Raw genomic sequence first — 19192 nt, forward strand, 5'->3', positions numbered from 1 at the left:
TGGCCCCTTCCGCTGCGGGAAGGGGCTGCGCTCGTCAGGCCGCTTCCGCCAGCGTAGCCCTTGCGGGGACGGGCAGGGCATTGCCCTTGGCCGCCGCCCGCTTCGCGCCGCGTTCCAGTTCCTTCTTGAGCGCGCGGACGTAGTGATCGAAGTCCAGCTGGATGGTGTGCCGGCGCGCCTGGTAATAGCTGCCGGTGTAGAATTCCTCGTCCGCCTTGATCACCTGGTGCATCTCGTCGGCGGGCGGCGGCGCGTATTGCCCCGCGAGGTAGGCTGCGACCAGCTTTGACTGCTGCTCCGCAAAGTTGACCAGCGTCGGCAGCGGCTGTGCCAGCCCCATGTAGAACAGGTCCGGCACCTCGGGCTTCATGATCCGCTTGTACAGCGCGGGCGGTCGGTTGTCGGAATCGGCGCAGAACGAAGGCTCGTCGAAGAACGGGAATTTGATGTCATAGCCCGTGGCCCAGACGATTACGTCGATCTCTTCGCGCGTGCCGTCGGTGAATACCACCCCATTGCCATCCAGCCGCTCGATGCCGGGGCGCATCACGATGTCGCCCGATCCCGCGCGGAGCAGGAATTCACCGGAAACGGTGCCGTGGCTTTCGAACGGTTCGATCTCTGGCTCGGGCAGGCCATAGTCGCTCATCCGGCCGACGAGCTTCTTGATCATCCGCGAACCCAGCCACTGGCGAAGGCCCTTGGGCATCCACGCCGGAGCGGGGTTCTTGTCGAGCGGCTGCCCGCGATAGTACTTGGGGAAGATCCACACGCCGCGCCGCGCCGAAACGTAGAGGCGCTTCGCCATCGGCCGCTGCGAAAGTTCGCTCGCGATATCCATCGCGCTGTTGCCAAGGCCGACGACCAGCACCTTCTTGCCGATGCAGTTCACCGGCTCGAACGGGGTGCGGTAATGGTGCGAATGGATCTGCGCGCCGTCGAATTGGCCGGGATATTCGGGAATGCGCGCCGCCCAGTGATGGCCATTCGCCACCACCAGCGCGTCGTAACGTAACGTCTCTCCGGTCGACAGGGTTACCTCCCAACCGCCGCCCGAAAGCCGCTTTGCCTTCTCCACCCTGGTATTGAAGCGGATCGACGGGCGCAGGCCGAAATGGTCCACGTAGTCGTGGAAGTACTGCAGCAGCTGCGCGTGATGGGGATAGTCCGGCCAGTCGGCGGGCACGGGATAGTCCTCGAACGCCAGCCGCCACTTCGAGGTGTCGATGTGCAGGCTCTGGTAGCAGGACGAAACCCCGTTGGGGTTGTTGTAGTACCAGTTGCCGCCGATGTCGTCAGACGCTTCGTAGATGTCGAACGGAATGCCATAGTCCTTGAGCCGCTTGGCGGTGGTGAAGCCGGAACACCCGGCGCCGATGATGCACACTTTCGGCAGGCTCATGGCCGCAAATCTCCCGTAACGTTATGGCTGGTTGTCAGTCGATCTCGATCTTCACCGGCATGGCGGTGAAGCCGTGGAGGAAGGGGCTGGCCAAGCGCGTTGGCGCGGCCTGCGGCACGATCCGCCAGCGCCGCGCGACGATCTCCTCGATCAGCGCGGTGATCTGCACTTCGGCCAGGCGCGCGCCCACGCAGCGGTGGATGCCGTGCCCGAAGGCGACATGGCGGCGAGCATTTTCGCGGGTCACGTCGAAGCGTTCGGCGTCTTTGAAGACCGTCTCGTCACGGTTGCCCGAAATGTACCACAGCACCACCTTCGAACCTTCCGGGATCAGCTGCCCGGCAAGTTCGGTGTCGCGCGTGGTGGTCCGGCGCATGTGGGTCACCGGCGATTGCCAGCGGATGATCTCCTGCGCGGCATTGACCGCAAGCTTCGGGTCGGCGCGCAGCTTTTCGAGCTGGTCGGGATACTTGTGCAGCGCTTCGACCAGCCCGCTCATCGAATTGCGGGTGGTGTCGTTGCCGCCTACGATCAGCAGGGCGATGTTGGCGATGCGTTCGGGCGGGGTCAGGTTGCCCATCGCCTCGGAATGGACCATCCGGCTCAGCAGGTCGTCGCGCGGCGCTTCCTTGCGGCGCGCTTCCAACTCGCGGTCGAAGCGTTCCAGCATCTGGCCCATCTGGACCAGGAATTCGGCGCGATAATCGTCGTTGAGGTTGTCTTCCGAAACGCCGCTGCCCCAGTCGGACCAGCGCTTGATGTCGGGCCATTCCTCGAACGGCATGTCGAACAGGATCAGCAGCATGCCCAGCGTCATCGGGATCGATACGCTGTCGACCCAGTCGAACGTCTCGCCCACCGGCAACGCGTCGAGCAGCTGCGTCACGCGTTCGCGCACCAGCTTTTCCAGCTTAACCATCTGGCTGGGGCCGAAGGCCGGCGCGATGACCTTGCGCTGGGCGGTGTGGACCGGCGGGTCCATGGCGATGAAGTTGGGAAAGGGGTTGTCGTTGACGTTGTCGGCAATCGTGATGTTGCCGCGATCCCACGACGAGGAATAAGTCTCGGTATCGAGTTCGACCTTCTGGATCAGGTCGTGGGTCACGACCGACCAGTAGGCGCCAAACGGGCTCTCCTCGCGCAGGCTGACCGGCATGTTGGCGCGCAGCCAGGCGAAGGGCTCGCGCCATTTGTCCTCGGTATACAACGCGTTGACGCTGACGTCATACGGATTGAGCGCCTTGTCCCGCGCGGACGGAGCGGATGCCATGACAAATTCTCCCGTGGCCGGATCGATTCTGGTCGGCCTTGACCGGGAGTATCGTTAATCAAGCAATTAAAGTCCAGCGCGCTTTGGGGAGAGCCGGGGCCGCGCCTCCGTCTTCAGGCGCCGTCCGGCCCGTGCCGATCGCTTCTTCATCCAGATCACCACGCCCGTTACCGACAGCATCGTCACAGCCAGCCCCAGCACGCTCACGAACACGCGATAAGGCAGGCCGAACACTTGCGCCATGTGCAGCGCGGTCAGCCAGTTGGTGAAGGTGTTGGCACCATTGGCCCCGCTCGGCAGTTCGACGCCGTGCACCGCGCCGCTGTCGCTGTCGAAGGCGATGCGGGTGCCGCCGCCGTGCTCGCCGATGTCGGCGCTGGTGGTGAAGCCATAGACGTAGAGCCCGCTCGTCGGCACGTGCCAGATCCACCGCTCCCCTTCGCTGCGCAGGGCGAGGCCATGCTCTTTCGCCAGATCACGCGCCAGTGCTTCGCCCCGCGCCGTCGCGGCCGTGAAGTCCAGCCTCGGTGCGTTGCGCGGCGCGGGCAGGGCGTTGCGCACGAACACCTCGCGCGCGTCCTCGGCGCCGAACAGCTTCATCACCGGCGCGTGCACCTGCGGCAGGTTGAAAGACACGCTCGACCACGCGAACACCAGCAGCAGCGGCCAGAGCCACAGCCCGCTCGCGCGGTGCAGGTCGAAGTTCAGCTTGTAGGCGCTTTTGCCCCGCCGCACCTGCCAGCTCGGCCGCCAGCGCTTCCAGAACGGCGCCCCCGGTGCGCGGGGCGGCAGGGTGAGGAAGAACCCGACGAAGCAGTCGATCGTCCACACGATCGCCGCAACGCCCATCACCAGCAGCCCGGCCGTGCCCGCTGCCAGCGTGTAGTGCAGGCGATAGACGAACGGCATCAGGTTCTTTGCGCCCTGGCCGATATCGCCCCATTCGCGCCGACCCAGTTCCTTGCCCGTCACCGGGTCGAGAAACAGGTCGTCCCAATCGGGCACGCCTGGCCCATGTTCGCGCTCCAGCCCGCTCGCGGGGTCCATCCAGTGCAGGTGCAGCCGCAACGAATGCCCCGGCTCCACCGTCAACGGCAGGAAATCGACCGCCGCTCCGGGATAGCGCTGCAGCACCTGCGCCCGGATCGCCAGCGGATCGGGGGCGCCAGGTGTCTGCGACAGGTGCAGCTCGGGCGCAGTCAGCGCCTCCAGCTCCTCGATCCACGGCATCAGAGCGCCCGTAAGGCCCGCCACGGCCAGGAACAGCGCCAGCGACAGCCCGGCCCAGCGATGCGCGATGACCCAGAACGGGCGCCCCGGCAGCCCGGCCATCAGAACGACAGCCGCACCGAACCCAGCACGCTACGCGGCGCGGCGTAGAACGCCTGGTCCCAGTACAGGCTGGTCAGATGCTTGTGGTTGGTCGCATTGGCCACGTTGACGTTGAACGCCACGTTCTCGGTCAGGTCATAGCCTGCCTGCAGCTGCACCGTGGCATAGGACGGCTGCCGGATCGTGCCGAGCGCGTTGGTGATATAGACGTCGTCCTGCCAGCGCAGCCCTGCGCCCAGGTGCACCTTCTCCACCGGGCTCCAGCGCACCAGAAGGTTCGCCGTGGTGCGCGGCACATAAGTCCGCGCGGCATTGCCTGTCTTGTCCTTGATCGAAAGGTGGGTCACGCCGCCCTGCACGCTGAGGTTCGAGGTGATGTTGCCGCCGATTTCCGCTTCCACGCCAGTACTGCGCACGTCGATCCCGCGATAGAGCGTCTGGCCGAGCGTGGTGTCGAACCCGGCCGCTTCGGCAAGGTTCGACTGCTCCGAGCGGAACACCGCGATCGAGCCGAACAGCGCCTTGTCCGCGGTCTGCGCCTTCACGCCGCCCTCCCAGCTCTTGCCCTTCGCCGATCCCAGCGGAGTGAGCGCGGTCGAGATTTCCTTCTGCGGCGAGAAGATCCCGCTATAGCTGGCATAGAGGTTCACGCCCGGCACCACGCCCCAGGTCACCCCCACGAACGGATTGGCCCCGCTTTCGCGCCGCTGCGCGCTCACGCCGAAAGTGAACCCGTCGGTCCGCACGTTCAGGTAATTGACCCCCAGCACCAGGTTGAGCCGCTCGGCCAGCGACAGGTCGGTCGCTGCGCGCAGGCGCCACTGGCGGTCCTTGATCCGCGCGCTGACCACGGCATCGCCGAACGCGGGGTGGGGGACTTCGGTGCCGTTCCAGCTGTTGACGTCGCCCGGCAGCGCACCCCAGGCCGGATCGGTCGTCGGCACGGGATAGCTGAGGTAGCCGAACGTCGCCTCGGTATACTGCGCGCCGAGGCTGATCGCCTGCTCGCGCCCCAGCAGGCGGAACGTGCCGCGTACCGAACTGTCCGAGATCCAGCCTCGCGCGGTCGAAAGGTAGCCGCCGGGATAGCCATAGAGCCCCGCGCCGGTCTCCGCATCGGGCGCGCCATAGACATAGAACAACCGCGAAGGTTCGTCGGATACGCGCCGGGTCACGTGCTGGCGCGCGGTCCAGCCCGGCGCGAATTCCCACGAAAGCTCGCCATAGGCGGTCTGGTCGGTCCGCTTCCAGTAGGTCCAGTCCTGCGTCGTGGAAGCGCCGGTGTCCCACTCCAGCTGGTTGCCAGCGGCATCCTGCAGCGGCAGCGCCCCCCACAGCACCCCGCGCGACGTGCCGGTCTGGCGGGTATAACCGGCCGAGAGCTTGAGCGTATCGGTGATCTGCCCGTCGAGCACGGCCTGTACCACCGACCGCTTCGAGCGATAATCGCGCAGGTACGAATCCGCGTTCTGCACTGCGCCGGTCACCCGGATCGCCCAGCGCCCGTCTTTGGTGATCGGCGTGTCGAGATCGAACTCGCCGCGCACCTTGCCCCACGATCCTGCGGAGAGCTCAGTGGAGACATGGCGCTCGCCGGTCGGATGGCGGCGGTGATAGTTGATCGTGCCCGAAGGGTTGCCGACGCCCGCCATCATCGCGTTCGCGCCGCGGATCACCTCGATCGAATCCCACGCCACCGTATCGACCGCGCCGATCGTTGGGCCCCAGAAATTCGGGATCGCGATGCCGTCGACCATCGCCTCGCTGATATCGAAGCCGCGCGCGTTGTAATACGTCCGGTCGGTCTCGGCCTGCTCGACGTTCACGCCGGTGACATAGCGGAGCACCTCGTTGGTCTCATCGAGGCCGAAGGTGTCGAGCGCCGCGCGGTCCACTACCGTGACCGCCTGCGGCGTATCAAACACCGAAAGCGGAAGCCCCGTTGCCCCCGACGGAACCTGCTCGCCAGCCCTTCCGATCACGGTGATGCGCTCGGCCTCGCTCGCCTCTTCGGCGTGGGCGCTGGCAGATCCCAGGGCCAGGGCAGAGGCGGCGGCGGTGGCAAGAAGGCTTTGGCGAAACTGCACGTTTGAACTCCCGTCGATGATGGGCCGCCTTTAATGCGAGCGATTCTCAAGAGTCAATGCAATTAGGAATCATTCGCATTAACTCTATTCATACCTCACCTTTCTAGGCGGTTGCTCCCGCCCGCTCACAAGCCTAAAAGGCGTCATACCCCGGGGAGCCAGTGGGGTCCGGGCGGGCGCTCATCGTTGAGCGATCGCGCGGAACGAACGGCTGAGAGGGGCTGGTCACGCAGCCCGACCCGTCGAACCTGAACCCGTTAGCACGGGCGGAGGGAAGGGCCGGCTTCAACCCGCGCTCGGTCCGTCCGCCTCTTGAGAGGACACGCGCATGGCCGACATCAACTCCAGGCTGGAAATCGGCGTTACCACCGGGCCGATCCGCGGCAGCCGCAAGATCCACGTGGAAAGCGCGCGCTTCCCCGGCCTCACCGTCGCCATGCGCGAAATCTCGCTCGAACCGTCGAGCGGCGAACCGCCCGTGCGCGTCTACGATACGTCGGGTCCCTACACCGACACGAACGCGACCATCGACATCTCCGCCGGCCTGCCGCAACTCCGCCGCGACTGGATCCTCGCACGCGGTGACGTCGAAGATTACGACGGCCGCGCGGTGAAGCCCGAAGACAACGGGCTGAAAGGCCCGGATCGCTCGGCCGGCGTGCCGGCGTTCCCGAACGTCGTGAAGCGCCCGCTGCGGGCAAAGGCGGGCGGCAACGTCAGCCAGATGCACTACGCGCGCCAGAGCATCATCACACCCGAGATGGAATACGTCGCCATCCGTGAAAATCTCGGCCGCAAGCAGCTCAAGGAGGCGCTGGTCCGCGATGGCCAGGATTGGGGCGCTTCGATCCCCGACTACGTCACTGCCGAATTCGTGCGGGACGAAGTGGCGCGCGGCCGGGCGATCATTCCCAGCAACATCAACCACCCCGAATCCGAACCGATGGCGATCGGCCGCAACTTCCTCGTGAAGATCAACGCCAACATCGGCAACTCGGCCGTCGCGTCAGACGTCGCATCCGAAGTCGACAAGATGGTGTGGTCGATCCGCTGGGGTGCGGACACCGTGATGGACCTGTCTACTGGACGCAACATCCACGACACGCGCGAATGGATCCTGCGCAACAGCCCCGTGCCGATCGGCACCGTCCCTATCTACCAGGCGCTCGAAAAGGTCGGCGGCATCGCCGAGGATCTCACCTGGGAAATCTTCCGCGATACGCTGATCGAACAGGCCGAACAGGGCGTCGATTACTTCACCATCCACGCCGGCGTGCGCCTGCCCTACATCCCGCTCGCCGCAAAGCGCATGACTGGCATCGTCAGCCGTGGCGGCTCGATCATGGCCAAGTGGTGCCTGGCGCATCACAAGGAATCGTTCCTCTACGAACGTTTCGACGAAATCACCGAGATCATGAAGGCCTACGACGTCGCCTATTCGCTGGGCGACGGGCTGCGCCCCGGATCGATCTACGACGCCAACGACGAAGCCCAGTTCGCCGAGCTCTACACCTTGGGTGAACTGACCAAGCGCGCCTGGAAGGAAGACGTTCAGGTGATGATCGAAGGCCCCGGCCACGTGCCGATGCACAAGATCCGCGAGAACATGACCAAGCAGCTCGAAGCGTGCGGCGAAGCGCCGTTCTACACGCTCGGGCCGCTCGTCACCGACATCGCACCGGGCTACGACCACATCACCAGCGGCATCGGCGCGGCACAGATCGGTTGGTACGGCACGGCGATGCTCTGCTACGTCACGCCCAAGGAACACCTCGGCCTGCCCGATCGCGATGACGTGAAGGTCGGCGTGGTCACCTACAAGCTGGCCGCCCACGCGGCGGACCTCGCCAAGGGGCACCCTGCGGCGCAGGTGCGCGACGATGCGCTGAGCAAGGCGCGCTTCGAATTCCGCTGGCGCGACCAGTTCAACCTGTCGCTCGATCCCGACACCGCCGAACAGTACCACGACCAGACGCTTCCCGCTGAAGGCGCCAAGTCTGCGCACTTCTGCTCGATGTGCGGGCCGAAGTTCTGCTCGATGAAGATCAGCCAGGAAGTCCGCGAATTCGCCGCCAAGCAGAACGCACCCGTCGAAAGCTTCGTCGCCAGCGAGGCCGAGGCCGAAGAGGGCATGAAGGCGATGAGCGCGAAGTACGACGAGATGGGCCGCGAACTCTACATCGGCGCCGGCGGGCGCGAGCACGACTGACCGGCCACCGCCCCGATTGTCTGAAATCCAGGCGGCCGCTTCCAAAGGTGAAGCGGCCGCCTCTTTTTTGGCCTGCCGTCGCGCTACGTTGCGCTGTCCTGCGTCTCGTTGCGAAGCGTGGAGGCCGGCCGGCGCGTGCCCCGTAGCGCGGCATCGGCGTGACATCGCTATGACCGGGGCCTGACCGATTTAGCAGCCGCTTCGGCTATGCAACTTTGCCCGACAATTTGGTAGCGCACGCGGGCTATGCAAGACGCGTTGCACCATCCCGATCCCCGTTTGACACGGCATGCATATGCAACCTGTATCCACAACGCGTCCCGCCCTGTCCTACAGTGCCCCTTTCGGGTAAGAGCACGCTATGAACGCGTCGCTTCTCCCTGAAATCGCGCACTTTTGTTTGGCGAGGGAGGCCGCATGGGCCGGTTCGTGCATTTCATCTCTGAAGTCTGTCAACTTCGTCAACTTGGCCGATTTAGGAAGAGCCGCATGACCCCATCGAATCCCGCTGCCGAATTCGCCGTCCGCTCCGCCCGGGCCGCTTTCAACCGTGCCCTTGCCGAAGCCGATCTAGGCGCGATCGGTCCTCTGCTCGCCCGCGACGTGGTGCTCATCACCGGCAGCGACAGCGGCGTCGTTGCCGGGCGGCAGGCACAGCTGATAGCCTGGAAACGCGAATTTTCCGCGCGGCCGCGCACCGTCTATGTCCGCACCACGCAATCGGTCACGGCCTCCACTATCGAACCGATCGCGCTGGAACAGGGGATCTGGGAAGGCACGATCGAAGGGCAGGGGACGCTTGTCGCGGGCGGGGTCTACAGTGCCAAGTGGCGGCAGACGGACGGCGCCTGGCGGCTGATCGCCGAAATCTTCGTGACCTTGCGTTAGTATCGTTTTCGGGAACCGCGTGCGCGCACAACCATTGCCGTGACGCACCGGGCGCGGCGTTGCGCCCTAACCCTGAAAAGAAGGAGCAGGCGCCATGAAGAAGGCCCTCTTGCTTTCCGCCCTCGCCGCCGCGTCGCTGACGTCGGCCTGCACCGATACCTATGGCTACGGTGATCGCCCCGGCTACGCCAGCGACGGCTACGCCGGCGATTGGGGCTATTACGATCGCGGCTACTACGACCGCTACGGCCGGTACGACTACAACAATCCCGATCCGAACTACGGCGGTTATTACGCTGACCGTTACTACCGCCAGAGCCCGCGCTATCGCGAACGCTATCTCAGCTACAACGATCGCGTGTACCGCGGCAACGATGGCCGTTACTATTGCCGCCGTTCGGACGGGTCGACCGGCCTGATCGTCGGTGGTTTGGCTGGCGCCACGGCGGGCGCGTTGATCGCCCAGGGCGACAGCAAGCCGCTCGGCGCGATCATCGGCGCGATCGGTGGCGCGGCCGTGGGTGCTGCGGCCGATAGCGGCCGGTCGAACGTACGCTGCCGCTAAGCCCGCAGGCTGGCCGGACACCAAGAAAAAGGCCCCTCGACTGCTGTCGGGGGGCCTTCCTCGCGGGACTGGATGAAAGCTGGATCAGCCCGGGCTGTCGTTGTTGCAGTTGTCGACGACCACCCAGGTCACCGTGGCGATGCCGGCCACGATCGCGATGATCGGGATCAGCTGCAGCGCGTTGCTGCGCACGCCGCGCACCGGAGCCTTGGTGCGGGTCAGTGCCGTCTTCGCCGGGAGAGCGTTGCCCGAACGGGTCTCGGCAGCGGAGGCAACGCCCGGAAGAACGAGCGTGGCGGCGAGCACGGCCGACAGGCCATGGCGAAGAGCCTTTGTGATCATCGAATAAGTCCCCATGTTTTTCTGATGCAGCGCAACGTAACGCTGCCTCGCAGTTCTCATCTCCCACCACTATGGTGGCAAATGCAAGCGCCTTTTTACAACCTGTTCATGATGAAAAGGCGCTGAGCAGCAGTCAAAGTATTGAAATTCGAGATCTTTGGGGGTCCCAAAAGGAGAATGGGACATCTTCTTAAATTCGTATTAACCCTTTGCCTTGACTGGTTTTGCACCTGCACAGAGCAGCCGCCGGCGCAATGTCGATCCGTGACGGGAAGGCGCCGCGAATCCCCGGGCCGTCAGTCGATGCCGAAGCGGCTCAGCACATTGCGGGTGATGCGGGTGACGAACGGGTCGCGGGCGGCGAGGGCATGGGCCCATTCGGTGGTGCCGCAGTTGAACACTTCGCCGCGCCCCCGCCTGAACGAGGCCATCACCGCGTGGCCGCGAATGATCCCGGGACTGGTGGCATAGGCGGGATCGCCGAATACGTCGCGGGCGATGATGTCGAGGTTTTCGGGCGGAATGATCGGGGGGTAGGGGCTGCCCGGCTCCTCCCCGAAGGCACAGGGCGCGATGGCGACGATCTCCAGGTTTTCCGGCACGCCCAGCGTCGGAACCGCGCGTGGCACCCCGTCGCTGCCGAAGGTGAAGCGGCACCCGTCGTTCTCGTAGCCCAGCAGCGGCAGTTCCGGCGCGATCAGGTCCCCATAGTAGAGATCGGTGCCCGCAAGCGACCAGTGTAAGCTGTCGTAGACCGTGTATCCGCCCTGGCCGCGCGCCGCGCACAGGCCCAGCCGATGGTAGCCGCCGAACAGGAAAGTGAGCCCGGTGATGGCCGCTTCGGGCCGTGCGAAGGCGTTGTGCGACCACAGGTGCGTGCCTTGCGCTGCATCGGCGCTGGCGGCGGGATCGTCTTCGAAACCGCGCCACTTGTGGCAGATGAAGCTGGCGCCGCCGTCGTCGAAGCGGACCTTCCAGAAAGCGGTGTTGCCCGAAAATATGGCGAAGTTGCCGCCGCCATCGACGTAAGCCTCGATCGCGTCGCGCTGGCCGGCGGTCCAGTATTCGCTGTGCCCGACGACCATGACGGCGGCGTAGCCATCCAGCATTGCCGGTTCGCATTCGATGTCGCGATCGGTGGCGTAATCCAGCGCGATGCCTTCGCTCTCGGCCCACTCAACGAAGCGGTGCTCCCACTTGTTGAGGAAGCCCGCCGAGCCATCGTAGGGCGTCATTTGCGCTCGCAGCCGCCATGTCGGGTCGGAAGCCCAGGGACGTTCGCCGAAACCCCGGGGGCGAAGGTTGGCAAGGCGGGGCACATCGTCCGGCGCAGCGATGATCGCCTGGGGGAAGGGGCGTCGGGTCGAAAGCACGCCGATCGCCCCCGCCATCGCATCGGGCAGGCGCTTGCGCCCGCTCATCAGCGCGCCGACGTCGCAATAGGCAGAGCGCCCGCCCCAGTAGTTGTAGGCGTGGTAGGTGTTGGTGGCGAGGACGAGCAGGGCCTTCGCCGTCTTTTCGCCCCGCGCCGGGCGGACACAGACGAAATGGTGCCAGCGTTCGCCCGCGGCATTGGTCAGCGCCAGATCGTAGTAACCGGTCGGCCAGTCGCTGCCGATGGTGAAAGTATGCGCCAGCGGCCAGTCGCAGCCGGCGGTATCGGCATTGTCGGGCGTCGGATGATGGCCCGGTGCGATGCCCGCGACCGTGTCGAACACCCGGCGATCCGCACCGACGCGGGCGATTTCGAGCGTGCATGGCCCGCCACTGTCGTCGCTGGCGAAGATCTGCACCGGTTCGCCCGGGCAGGCACTGAGACGGTCGGTATAGAAGGCGATCATCGAGAGCTCCCGTTCGATTGGCCGCGCGTATCCGGTTAAGCGGATCAGCCTTGTTTCTGCTGTCCGTATCGCATGAAAGCCTGGCCGATCCGCGCCATTTCGGCGTCATCCAGCAACAGCGGCCCGCCGATGGCGAGTGTGCCGCAATAGACGGCGGCCTGTTCCTCCACCTCGTCAGCCACGGCGAGCGCCTGGTGGATCGTGCGGCCGACGGCGATCTGGCCGTGGTTGGTCATCAGGCAGGCGCGATAGCCATCGAGCGTGGCGGCAATTGCATGGGCGAGCTCTTCGGAACCGAAGGTGGCATAGGGGGCAAGCGGCACTTTTGCCCCGCCCGCGACCGCGACCATGTAGTGGACCGAGGGTATCTCTCGCCCCGCGCAGGCCAGGATGGTGGCGTGGCGCGAATGGCAGTGGACCACCGCGCCAACCTCGCCGCGCGCGAGATAGAGGCCGAGATGCATCCGCCACTCGGATGAGGGGCGCGGCCCCTGATCGTCCCAGTTGCCTGCATTGTCGACGAAGACCATCTGCTCCGCCGTCAGCCGGCCGGGGACGACGCCCGAGGGCGTAACCAGCATGCCGCCATCGACGCGGATGGAAACGTTGCCCGAGGTGCCGCGATTGAGGCCGCGCGCATCCATCTGCTGCATGACATCGACCATCGATTGCCGCAGCGCCTGTTCGTTACCCATGGGAAGCGTCCGTGGCCGTCTGGTGGGTGGCCATGAAATCGACCACGCCCTGATAGCTGGCAAGTGTTCCGGTTGTGCCGATGCCCGAGGCGACCTGCGCGGCCGTCGCGCAGGCGAACGCCATCGCATCGCGATCCGAAAGCCCGCGATGCCGCGCGGCGTGAAATCCCGCGCAGACGGAATCGCCGCAGCTGGTGGTATCGACCGGATCGATCCGCCAAGGCGGCACTTCGATCACGCTGTCGTGCGTCAATAGCGCGGCACCCCGCGCGCCGAGCTTGAACAGGCAGGCGCCGGCTCCCTTGGCGATGAAGTGATCGGCCGCGGCGCGCAGATCATCGGTCTTGCCGAACAGGACCGCCACTTCGGCCAGGCTGGGCATGAAGATGTCGACGTGCGGCAGCAGCGCGTCGAGGTCCTGCGCGGCAGCGGGGGATGGTGCGATCAGGTCGCAGGTGACGAACGCACCCCTGGCCTTTGCCGCGGCCAGGAACCCGGCGCCTTGCCCTGCGGTACCGGGAAAGCCCACCGCCGCCCAGTGCACCGCCGCGGTGCGGTCGAGCGCTTCGAGCACGGCGGGCGTGACCGGTGCGAACAGACTGGCGCCGAGCATGTGCCAGTTCGGCCGGTCGCCGTTGGGCCTGATCGGCAGCACGGTCGTCGACGTGGGCATCGCGACGTCATCGACGAGCAGCGTGGTATCGACCCCTTCGGCTTCGAGCATCGAGCGCACCAGCTGGCCCTGCGGGTCGATTCCGATGGCCGAGCCCACGGCCGCCTGCAGCCCGAGACGCTGCGCGACATAGGCGGTGCCCGCCGCCGTCCCCGCTGGAGACAGCGCGATGCGCTCGACGATCTGGCCTTCCTCTCCCGGCAGCGACGCGACCGGATGAACGGCGATATCGAGCGTGGTGAGGCCGACCGCCATCAGGTCGATCGGGCGCGAAGCGGCAGGGATCACAATGCGCCTCTCAGTGCGCGCCGAACATGGCGACGAGCACCGGATGTGGTTCGAGCGAAGGCTGCCGGGCCTTGAGCGCGGCGAACGCCGCCTCTGCCGCTTCGAGCGCGAAGTCGATGTCGGCATCGGTCATCGCCGCGCACAGGAACATGTTGTGCCAAGGGTGCACATAGACCCCGCGCTTGAGCATCTCCTCGCCCCAGGCATAACCGGTGCGGAAATCCGGATCTTCGGCGAACAGGATCTGCGGCATCTGCACCGGGCCGCTCTGGCGCAAGGCATAGCCGTGGCGGGCTGCGGCCGCATCGAGCCCTTCGCGCCAGCGATTGCCGAGGTGGACGGTGTGTTCGAGGTAGTCGGTTTCGCGGATGATCCGCAGCGTTTCGATGGCCGCCGCCATCGGCACGGCGGACAGCCAGAACGATCCAGTGGCGTAGATCTGGCCCGCACCATCGCGGCAGGAATCGTTGCCCAGCAGGGCCGAAATCGGGTGCCCGTTGGCAAAGCACTTGCCCCAGGCGGACAGGTCTGGCTGCACGCCAAGGCTTGTCCAGCTGCTGCCGCGCGCAAGGCGGAAGCCCGCACGCACTTCATCGACGATCAGCTTGGCGCCGGCAGCATCGCACAGTTCGCGCGCGCGGCGGGCATAGGCCGGATCGGGCAGTTCCTGATCGATGAAGGCATCGTGCTTGAAGGGCGAGGCAAAGATCGCGGCAAGGTCGTCACCCGCTTCGGTCACGGCCTTTTCCAGGCTTTCGACGTCGTTGTAGGTGTAATAGCGCAGGTGCGCGCGATCTTCGGGCACCACGCCGGCCGGGATCGGGGTGCACCACGGCGCCGCGCCGTGGTAGGCGCCGGCGGCGAGCAGCACGACCTTGCGCCCGGTCTGCGCACGGGCGACGCTCATCGCCATGGTCGTGGCATCGGTGCCGTTCTTGCAGAAGATCGCCCAGTCGGCGTGATCGACCATTTCGACCAGCGTTTCGGCCAGATCGACCAGCAGGGGGGAGGGACCGGTCAGCGTATCGCCCAGCGCCGTTTGCGCGCGGGCGGCGGCTTCGACGCGTTCGTCGCGATAGCCGAGCAGGCTGGGGCCGTAGGCGCACATGAAATCGAGATAGCGGTTGCCATCCGCGTCCCAGATATAGGCGCCTTCGGCCTTGCTGAAGAATTGCGGATAGAGCGCGGGCAGCAGGCGGGTGGATTCGTGGCCGTACATCCCGTTGGGGATGACCTTGAGGGCGCGGGCGCGTAGCGCCTCGTCAGCGGAGCGGTTCATGGATGGGGTGCTCTTCGATCGTTGAAGGGGGACATCAGAACTTGAACGAGACCTGCACGCCGTAGGTGGCCGGATCGTTGTAGTTGACCTCGTCCATCGTGATCACCGGCGAGACATAAGTGGTGAAGCGCGTGTTGGTGATGTTCTTGGCCCACAGCGCCAGCTCCAGCTTCTCGTCGCGGGAAAGCCACGAGAGGCGCGCGTTGGCGAGCGCATAGGGCGCGACGCGGTTGCTGGCGAGGTTGTCGGGCGCGAGGAACGTTTCGGACTGGAAGCTGCCGTCCATGCGCAGGCGCAGCGCACTGTCGCCGGGCAGGGGTTGGGTGACGGTGAACCCGGCCGACACGGCGACCGACGGCGCGTTGACCAGCTGGTTGCCCGAATAGTCGGCCGCGCTCAACGCGGTGAACGTCTTGTAGCGCGCGTGCAGCAGGCTGAGGTTGACGAAGGCGTTGAAGTTGCGGCTCGGCTGCGCCTGCAGTTCGGCTTCCACGCCATAGATCTCGGCATTGCCGGCATTCAGCTTGCGCTGCACCGGGATGGTGCCCGAAGTATCGAACACGAAGACCTGCAGGTCCTTGTAATTATAGTAGAACCCGGCAGCGTTGAAGCGCAGCGTGCGGCCGAGCAGCTCGCTCTTGAAGCCGGCTTCGTAGGCATAGAGCTTTTCCGAACGGAACGGCTTCAACTGGGCCGGATCGGACGAGGACCCGCCCGCGAAACCGCCGCTGTTGTAGCCCTTCGATGCGCTGGCATAGAGCAGCACGTCGCGGCTCGCCTGGTAGGACACCGCACCGCGCCACGACAGGTCGTGAAACGTCTTCGACCCCGTGAAATCGAGCACGGGGACGAAGATCACGTCGTCGAACGCCGAATGGAAATCGAAGTCGATCTTGTCGGTTGAATAGCGCAAGCCGCCGGTGACGGTCAGCTTGTCGGTGAGCTTGACGTCGGCCTGCGCGAAGGCAGCCCAGCTCTCGGTCTTCTGCGTGTAGGGGAAGGCGAAGTTGCCGATCGAGTTGACTGGATCGAACGTGCCCAGCAGGTCGTTGGGATCGCGGAACACGCGCAGGATGTCGTACGAGCTTTTCGTCACGAGGTTGTCGTGGAAGTAGTAGCCGCCGACAATCCAGTTGACCTTGGTGCTGTCGCGCGATTGCAGGCGGATTTCCTGGCTGAACTGGTCCGGCCGGTCGATGTACGTGGCGGTCAGGACATTGTTGGGGCTGGCGTCGGTATCCTCCAGCGTCTTGCGGCGGACTTGTTCATAGGCGCTGATCGACGTGAGCGAGACCTTGTCGAACTGGACGCTGGCGGTGAGCGAGGCACCGAACACGTCCACCCGTTCCTTGCCCTCGACGTCGTAGTCGCCTGCGTTCAGGTTGTTGTCGGTATCGGCATAGCCGAGCCCGTCGAGCGGCACGCCGCTGGCGCTGAAGTTGGGGTTGCCGGCGAAATCGACGCCCTGGCCGCGATGCTGGAATTGCCGCGCGCCGCCCCGGTTCTGGCCGCCATGCACGATGGCGCGGACCAGCACGTCGCTGTTCGGGGTGAAATCGACGATGGCGCGGCCCGCCCACATGTCGAGATCGTTGAGCTTGTGACCGGTCACGCGGTTGAGCAGCCAGCCATCACGTTTGAGATAGGTGCCCGAAACGCGGGCCTTGAGCACATCGCCCGCGATCGGGCCGCCCATGCCGCCTTCGAGCTGGATCTCGTTGTAGCGGCCATAGGAGGCCGAACCGTTGGCGGTGAAGGTGTCGGTCGGCTTGCGCGATGTGAAGCGGATCGCGCCTGCGGTGGTGTTGCGGCCATAGAGCGTGCCCTGCGGCCCTTTCAGCACTTCGATGCCATCGCTGTCGAAGACGTTGAACAGCTTGCCGGCATTCGCGCCGAGGAACACGTCGTCAACATAGACGCCGACCGCGCCGGTGGTGTTCGAGTTGAAATCGCCGATGCCGACACCGCGCAGGAACAGCGATGTGGTGGTGGCCGCCGTGCCCGCCTGCGAGGAAAGCCCGGGAACCAGCAGCGACAGGTCGCGCGGATCGCGGATGCCGGCCTGCGACAGGGCCTCGCCGCTGATGGCCGCGATGCTGATCGGCACATCCTGCACGTTCTGGGCACGCCGCTGGGCGGTGACGACGATTTCGCCGAGGCCCTCGCTTTTTTTGGGGGCGCCTTCAGGGGGAGCGGCTTCCTGCGCCTGTGCGGCGAGAGGGGTTAGAGCCAGCAACGAAACCGATAGCAGGGCAGCAACGCGCATCATCGTCATTCCCTCATTGCCGTTTTCGACATTTGTCGCATTAGGAGTGACCGAATCTCGAAATGTGTCAAGTTTGAAAATTGGCGAGATAATTTTTTCGGACAGATGATTGATTTTCGCGCGGTCCCGTAAGATCGTGGCACCATGACCGAAGGACGCACCGCAGAGCGGGGATCGACCCGCGCCGACATCCGCCGCCCGGCGCAGAAGCGCAGCAAGGCGCGTTTCGAGGCGATCCTCGACGGGGCCGAGCGCCTGCTGGAAAAGGTGCCGACCGCGGCGCTCAGCATTCACGCGATTGCCGCCGAAGTCGGCATCTCGCCGCCGTCGATCTATCACTTCTTTCCCGAACCCCAGCTCGTCTTCAGCGCGCTGGCCGAACGCTACCTGACGCGCTTCGAGCAGTCCGTGCTGGCCGATCCGCCAACCGAGGTGGAAAGCTGGCAGGACCTGCAGACGCGGCAGTTCCGATCGGCGCAGCGCTGGTTCAACGCCCATCCTGCGGCGCGGCAGGTGCTGTTGGGCGGGCCGGCCTGGTCGCCCGACATCGGCATCCAGGATCACGACAGCAATTACGTCACCGCTGGCCGGATGCTCGAGCTGCTCGATGCGCTGTTCGTGCTGCCGGAAATCCCCGATCTGCGCGACAGGCTGGTGGAAGTCATCGTCATCAGCGACGCTATCTGGTCGCTTTCGGTCCATCGCCATGGCCAGATTACCGACGCGATGGAGGAACAGGCGCGACGCGCGCGCATCGCCTATTCCCGCACGTTCCTGCCCGAATACCTGACGCGGCGCGCGCCGGTGGACGCCGCCGAATGAGGGGTGCGGTCCGCGGCATCGGCGGCGGCGTGCTGACCGTGGCGCTGACCATCGGCTCGGTCGGGCTGCTGGTGCTGGGGCTGCAGCCGCTGCTGCTCGGCGGGCTGGTGCTCGAACGCCGCATTTCCGAAGCGGAGATCGGCAACCTCGTCACCGTGGAGATGCTGGCGATCGCGCTCGGCTCACTGGCCGGCGTCTGGCTGTTCCGGCGGGCTAATCCGCGTGCCGTGGCGATCCTTGCGGCAATCGGTCTCGCCGCAGTGGACCTGCTCTGCATCGGGGGCGGTCATGACGCCTGGCTGCTGCTGCTGCGCGGCGCGGCCGGCCTGTGCGAAGGCGTGCTCGTGGCGGCGGCGCTGGTGGCGATTGCCCTGTCCGCGCATGTAGAGCGCGCAAGCGCGCTGTTTCTGGCGGGGCAGACGCTGCTGCAGGCTATTGTCGCCTTTACCCTGCCGTATGTCGAAGGCGCGGGGTCTGCTGCGGATCATGTGTTCGCAGCGCTGGCCGGCGCGGCGGTGCTCGCGGCGCTTCTGGCCCTGGCGGTGCCATCGACGATGCGGCCGGTTGCTTCCGACGAGAGCGGCGGCGCGCTTTCACCTGCAAGCCTTGTGGCGCTGTGCTGTTCGGGGCTCTTCCTGGGAGCAATCGTCACGACCTGGAGCTATCTTGGCATTTGGCTCGCCAAGTATGGGCATTCGGCAAAGTTCGAGGGGCTGATCGTCGCCTCTTCGCTGGTCGCGCAGATCGCGGGGGCAAGCATTGCCGCGCGCTGGGGCGAGCGGGTCCATTACCGGACGGCGATTGCCGGCGGCGCGCTTGTCGCCGGGTTGCTGATCGCCGGGTTTTTCCTGGCGCGCGAAAGCAGCGCGGGGCTGGTGCTGGTGGGCGTGTGCTTCGGCTTCGTCTGGCTGTTCGTGCCCCCCTTCTTCGCAGGCTGGCTGATCGAGATCGATCCAGCCCGCCGCGCCGTGCTCTATCTCACCGCGTTCCAGCTGGGCGGTGCGGCGTTCCTTCCCTCGGCGGCGGCGCTGCTGGTGGATCGCTGGTCGGTCGATGCCGCGCTGTGTTCCAGCGGCGGGATCTTCATCCTGCTGTCGCTGATCGTCTATGCGGCAACGGCCGGGAACCGGCGCGCAGCGGCCTGATCCGCGCGCGCCTGCGCTCTAGAGAGCGTCTTGCTGCAAGTGCGCACATTATCGCGACGCGACGTGGTGTTAATGGCAATGGACGCTC

Annotated in this window: 15 protein-coding genes; 5 read left to right on the forward strand and 10 right to left on the reverse strand. The window is 65.6% G+C overall.

Features of this window, described 5'->3' with window-relative positions; all coding sequences use genetic code 11:
- Positions 1-34 precede the first annotated feature (34 nt).
- The 4 genes from HHL27_RS14700 to HHL27_RS14715 all read right to left on the reverse strand — a co-directional run bounded on the left by HHL27_RS14700 (position 35) and on the right by HHL27_RS14715 (position 6091).
- Positions 35-1402 (reverse strand): flavin-containing monooxygenase, encoded by a 1368-nt coding sequence (locus HHL27_RS14700; RefSeq protein WP_169494197.1) that lies wholly within the window; start codon positions 1400-1402, stop codon positions 35-37.
- A 34-nt stretch (positions 1403-1436) separates the two neighbouring features.
- Positions 1437-2672 carry a cytochrome P450 gene (locus HHL27_RS14705; RefSeq protein WP_169494198.1) on the reverse strand — a complete coding sequence of 412 codons (1236 nt, stop codon included), beginning with the start codon at positions 2670-2672 and terminating at the stop codon, positions 1437-1439.
- Between the two features lie 66 nt (positions 2673-2738).
- Positions 2739-4004, reverse strand: a complete 1266-nt coding sequence (locus tag HHL27_RS14710; RefSeq protein WP_169494199.1) for a PepSY-associated TM helix domain-containing protein — start codon at positions 4002-4004, stop codon at positions 2739-2741.
- The gene (locus HHL27_RS14715) at positions 4004-6091 is read right to left on the reverse strand and encodes a TonB-dependent siderophore receptor (protein ID WP_169494200.1); all 2088 of its coding nucleotides are present in this window, start codon (positions 6089-6091) and stop codon (positions 4004-4006) included. Before HHL27_RS14715 ends, HHL27_RS14710 begins: the two co-directional genes overlap by 1 nt.
- 328 nt (positions 6092-6419) lie before the next feature.
- Between HHL27_RS14715 and thiC the strand changes: the two genes are divergently transcribed.
- The 3 genes from thiC to HHL27_RS14730 all read left to right on the forward strand — a co-directional run bounded on the left by thiC (position 6420) and on the right by HHL27_RS14730 (position 9753).
- Positions 6420-8300: a phosphomethylpyrimidine synthase ThiC gene (gene thiC, locus HHL27_RS14720; RefSeq protein WP_169494201.1), complete on the forward strand. Its 1881-nt coding sequence runs from the start codon at positions 6420-6422 to the stop codon at positions 8298-8300.
- A 489-nt stretch (positions 8301-8789) separates the two neighbouring features.
- Positions 8790-9188, forward strand: a complete 399-nt coding sequence (locus tag HHL27_RS14725) for a nuclear transport factor 2 family protein (protein WP_169494202.1) — start codon at positions 8790-8792, stop codon at positions 9186-9188.
- Between the two features lie 94 nt (positions 9189-9282).
- Positions 9283-9753 carry a glycine zipper 2TM domain-containing protein gene (locus HHL27_RS14730; RefSeq protein WP_169494203.1) on the forward strand — a complete coding sequence of 157 codons (471 nt, stop codon included), beginning with the start codon at positions 9283-9285 and terminating at the stop codon, positions 9751-9753.
- An 84-nt stretch (positions 9754-9837) separates the two neighbouring features.
- On the opposite strand, the gene HHL27_RS14735 is transcribed toward HHL27_RS14730, so the two are convergent.
- From HHL27_RS14735 to HHL27_RS14760, 6 genes are all read right to left on the reverse strand, one after another.
- Positions 9838-10095: a hypothetical protein gene (locus tag HHL27_RS14735; protein WP_169494204.1), complete on the reverse strand. Its 258-nt coding sequence runs from the start codon at positions 10093-10095 to the stop codon at positions 9838-9840.
- Positions 10096-10391: 296 nt separating this feature from the next.
- Positions 10392-11936: a N,N-dimethylformamidase beta subunit family domain-containing protein gene (locus tag HHL27_RS14740; protein WP_169494205.1), complete on the reverse strand. Its 1545-nt coding sequence runs from the start codon at positions 11934-11936 to the stop codon at positions 10392-10394.
- Between the two features lie 44 nt (positions 11937-11980).
- On the reverse strand, positions 11981-12631 hold the full coding sequence (locus HHL27_RS14745) for a class II aldolase/adducin family protein (protein ID WP_169494206.1): 651 nt from the start codon (positions 12629-12631) through the stop codon (positions 11981-11983).
- Positions 12624-13592, reverse strand: a complete 969-nt coding sequence (locus HHL27_RS14750; protein WP_206069634.1) for a PfkB family carbohydrate kinase — start codon at positions 13590-13592, stop codon at positions 12624-12626. Before HHL27_RS14750 ends, HHL27_RS14745 begins: the two co-directional genes overlap by 8 nt.
- Positions 13593-13602: 10 nt before the next feature.
- Positions 13603-14871, reverse strand: a complete 1269-nt coding sequence (locus HHL27_RS14755; RefSeq protein WP_169494207.1) for an aminotransferase class III-fold pyridoxal phosphate-dependent enzyme — start codon at positions 14869-14871, stop codon at positions 13603-13605.
- Between the two features lie 34 nt (positions 14872-14905).
- Positions 14906-17137 (reverse strand): TonB-dependent receptor, encoded by a 2232-nt coding sequence (locus tag HHL27_RS14760; RefSeq protein WP_240959826.1) that lies wholly within the window; start codon positions 17135-17137, stop codon positions 14906-14908.
- A gap of 144 nt (positions 17138-17281) precedes the next feature.
- Here HHL27_RS14760 and HHL27_RS14765 point away from each other — a divergent pair, with 144 nt between their 5' ends.
- Together HHL27_RS14765 and HHL27_RS14770 are read left to right on the forward strand one after the other, a co-directional pair.
- Entirely contained in the window at positions 17282-17959 is a 678-nt protein-coding gene (locus HHL27_RS14765; RefSeq protein WP_169494209.1) for a TetR/AcrR family transcriptional regulator, read from the forward strand.
- Entirely contained in the window at positions 17956-19104 is a 1149-nt protein-coding gene (locus HHL27_RS14770; protein ID WP_169494210.1) for an MFS transporter, read from the forward strand. Before HHL27_RS14765 ends, HHL27_RS14770 begins: the two co-directional genes overlap by 4 nt.
- Positions 19105-19192: the final 88 nt, after the last annotated feature.

It is taken from the genome of Novosphingobium olei (assembly GCF_012927405.1).
GTDB classification, from domain to species: Bacteria; Pseudomonadota; Alphaproteobacteria; order Sphingomonadales; family Sphingomonadaceae; genus Novosphingobium; species Novosphingobium olei.

Coding starts and splice junctions, on each gene's coding strand:
- HHL27_RS14700 (WP_169494197.1), bottom strand. CDS start 1,402: ATGAGCCTGCCGAAAGTGTGCATCATCGGCGCCGGGTGTTCCGGCTTC.
- HHL27_RS14705 (WP_169494198.1), bottom strand. CDS start 2,672: ATGGCATCCGCTCCGTCCGCGCGGGACAAGGCGCTCAATCCGTATGAC.
- HHL27_RS14710 (WP_169494199.1), bottom strand. CDS start 4,004: ATGGCCGGGCTGCCGGGGCGCCCGTTCTGGGTCATCGCGCATCGCTGG.
- thiC (WP_169494201.1), top strand. CDS start 6,420: ATGGCCGACATCAACTCCAGGCTGGAAATCGGCGTTACCACCGGGCCG.
- HHL27_RS14725 (WP_169494202.1), top strand. CDS start 8,790: ATGACCCCATCGAATCCCGCTGCCGAATTCGCCGTCCGCTCCGCCCGG.
- HHL27_RS14730 (WP_169494203.1), top strand. CDS start 9,283: ATGAAGAAGGCCCTCTTGCTTTCCGCCCTCGCCGCCGCGTCGCTGACG.
- HHL27_RS14735 (WP_169494204.1), bottom strand. CDS start 10,095: ATGATCACAAAGGCTCTTCGCCATGGCCTGTCGGCCGTGCTCGCCGCC.
- HHL27_RS14740 (WP_169494205.1), bottom strand. CDS start 11,936: ATGATCGCCTTCTATACCGACCGTCTCAGTGCCTGCCCGGGCGAACCG.
- HHL27_RS14745 (WP_169494206.1), bottom strand. CDS start 12,631: ATGGGTAACGAACAGGCGCTGCGGCAATCGATGGTCGATGTCATGCAG.
- HHL27_RS14755 (WP_169494207.1), bottom strand. CDS start 14,871: ATGAACCGCTCCGCTGACGAGGCGCTACGCGCCCGCGCCCTCAAGGTC.
- HHL27_RS14760 (WP_240959826.1), bottom strand. CDS start 17,137: ATGCGCGTTGCTGCCCTGCTATCGGTTTCGTTGCTGGCTCTAACCCCT.
- HHL27_RS14765 (WP_169494209.1), top strand. CDS start 17,282: ATGACCGAAGGACGCACCGCAGAGCGGGGATCGACCCGCGCCGACATC.
- HHL27_RS14770 (WP_169494210.1), top strand. CDS start 17,956: ATGAGGGGTGCGGTCCGCGGCATCGGCGGCGGCGTGCTGACCGTGGCG.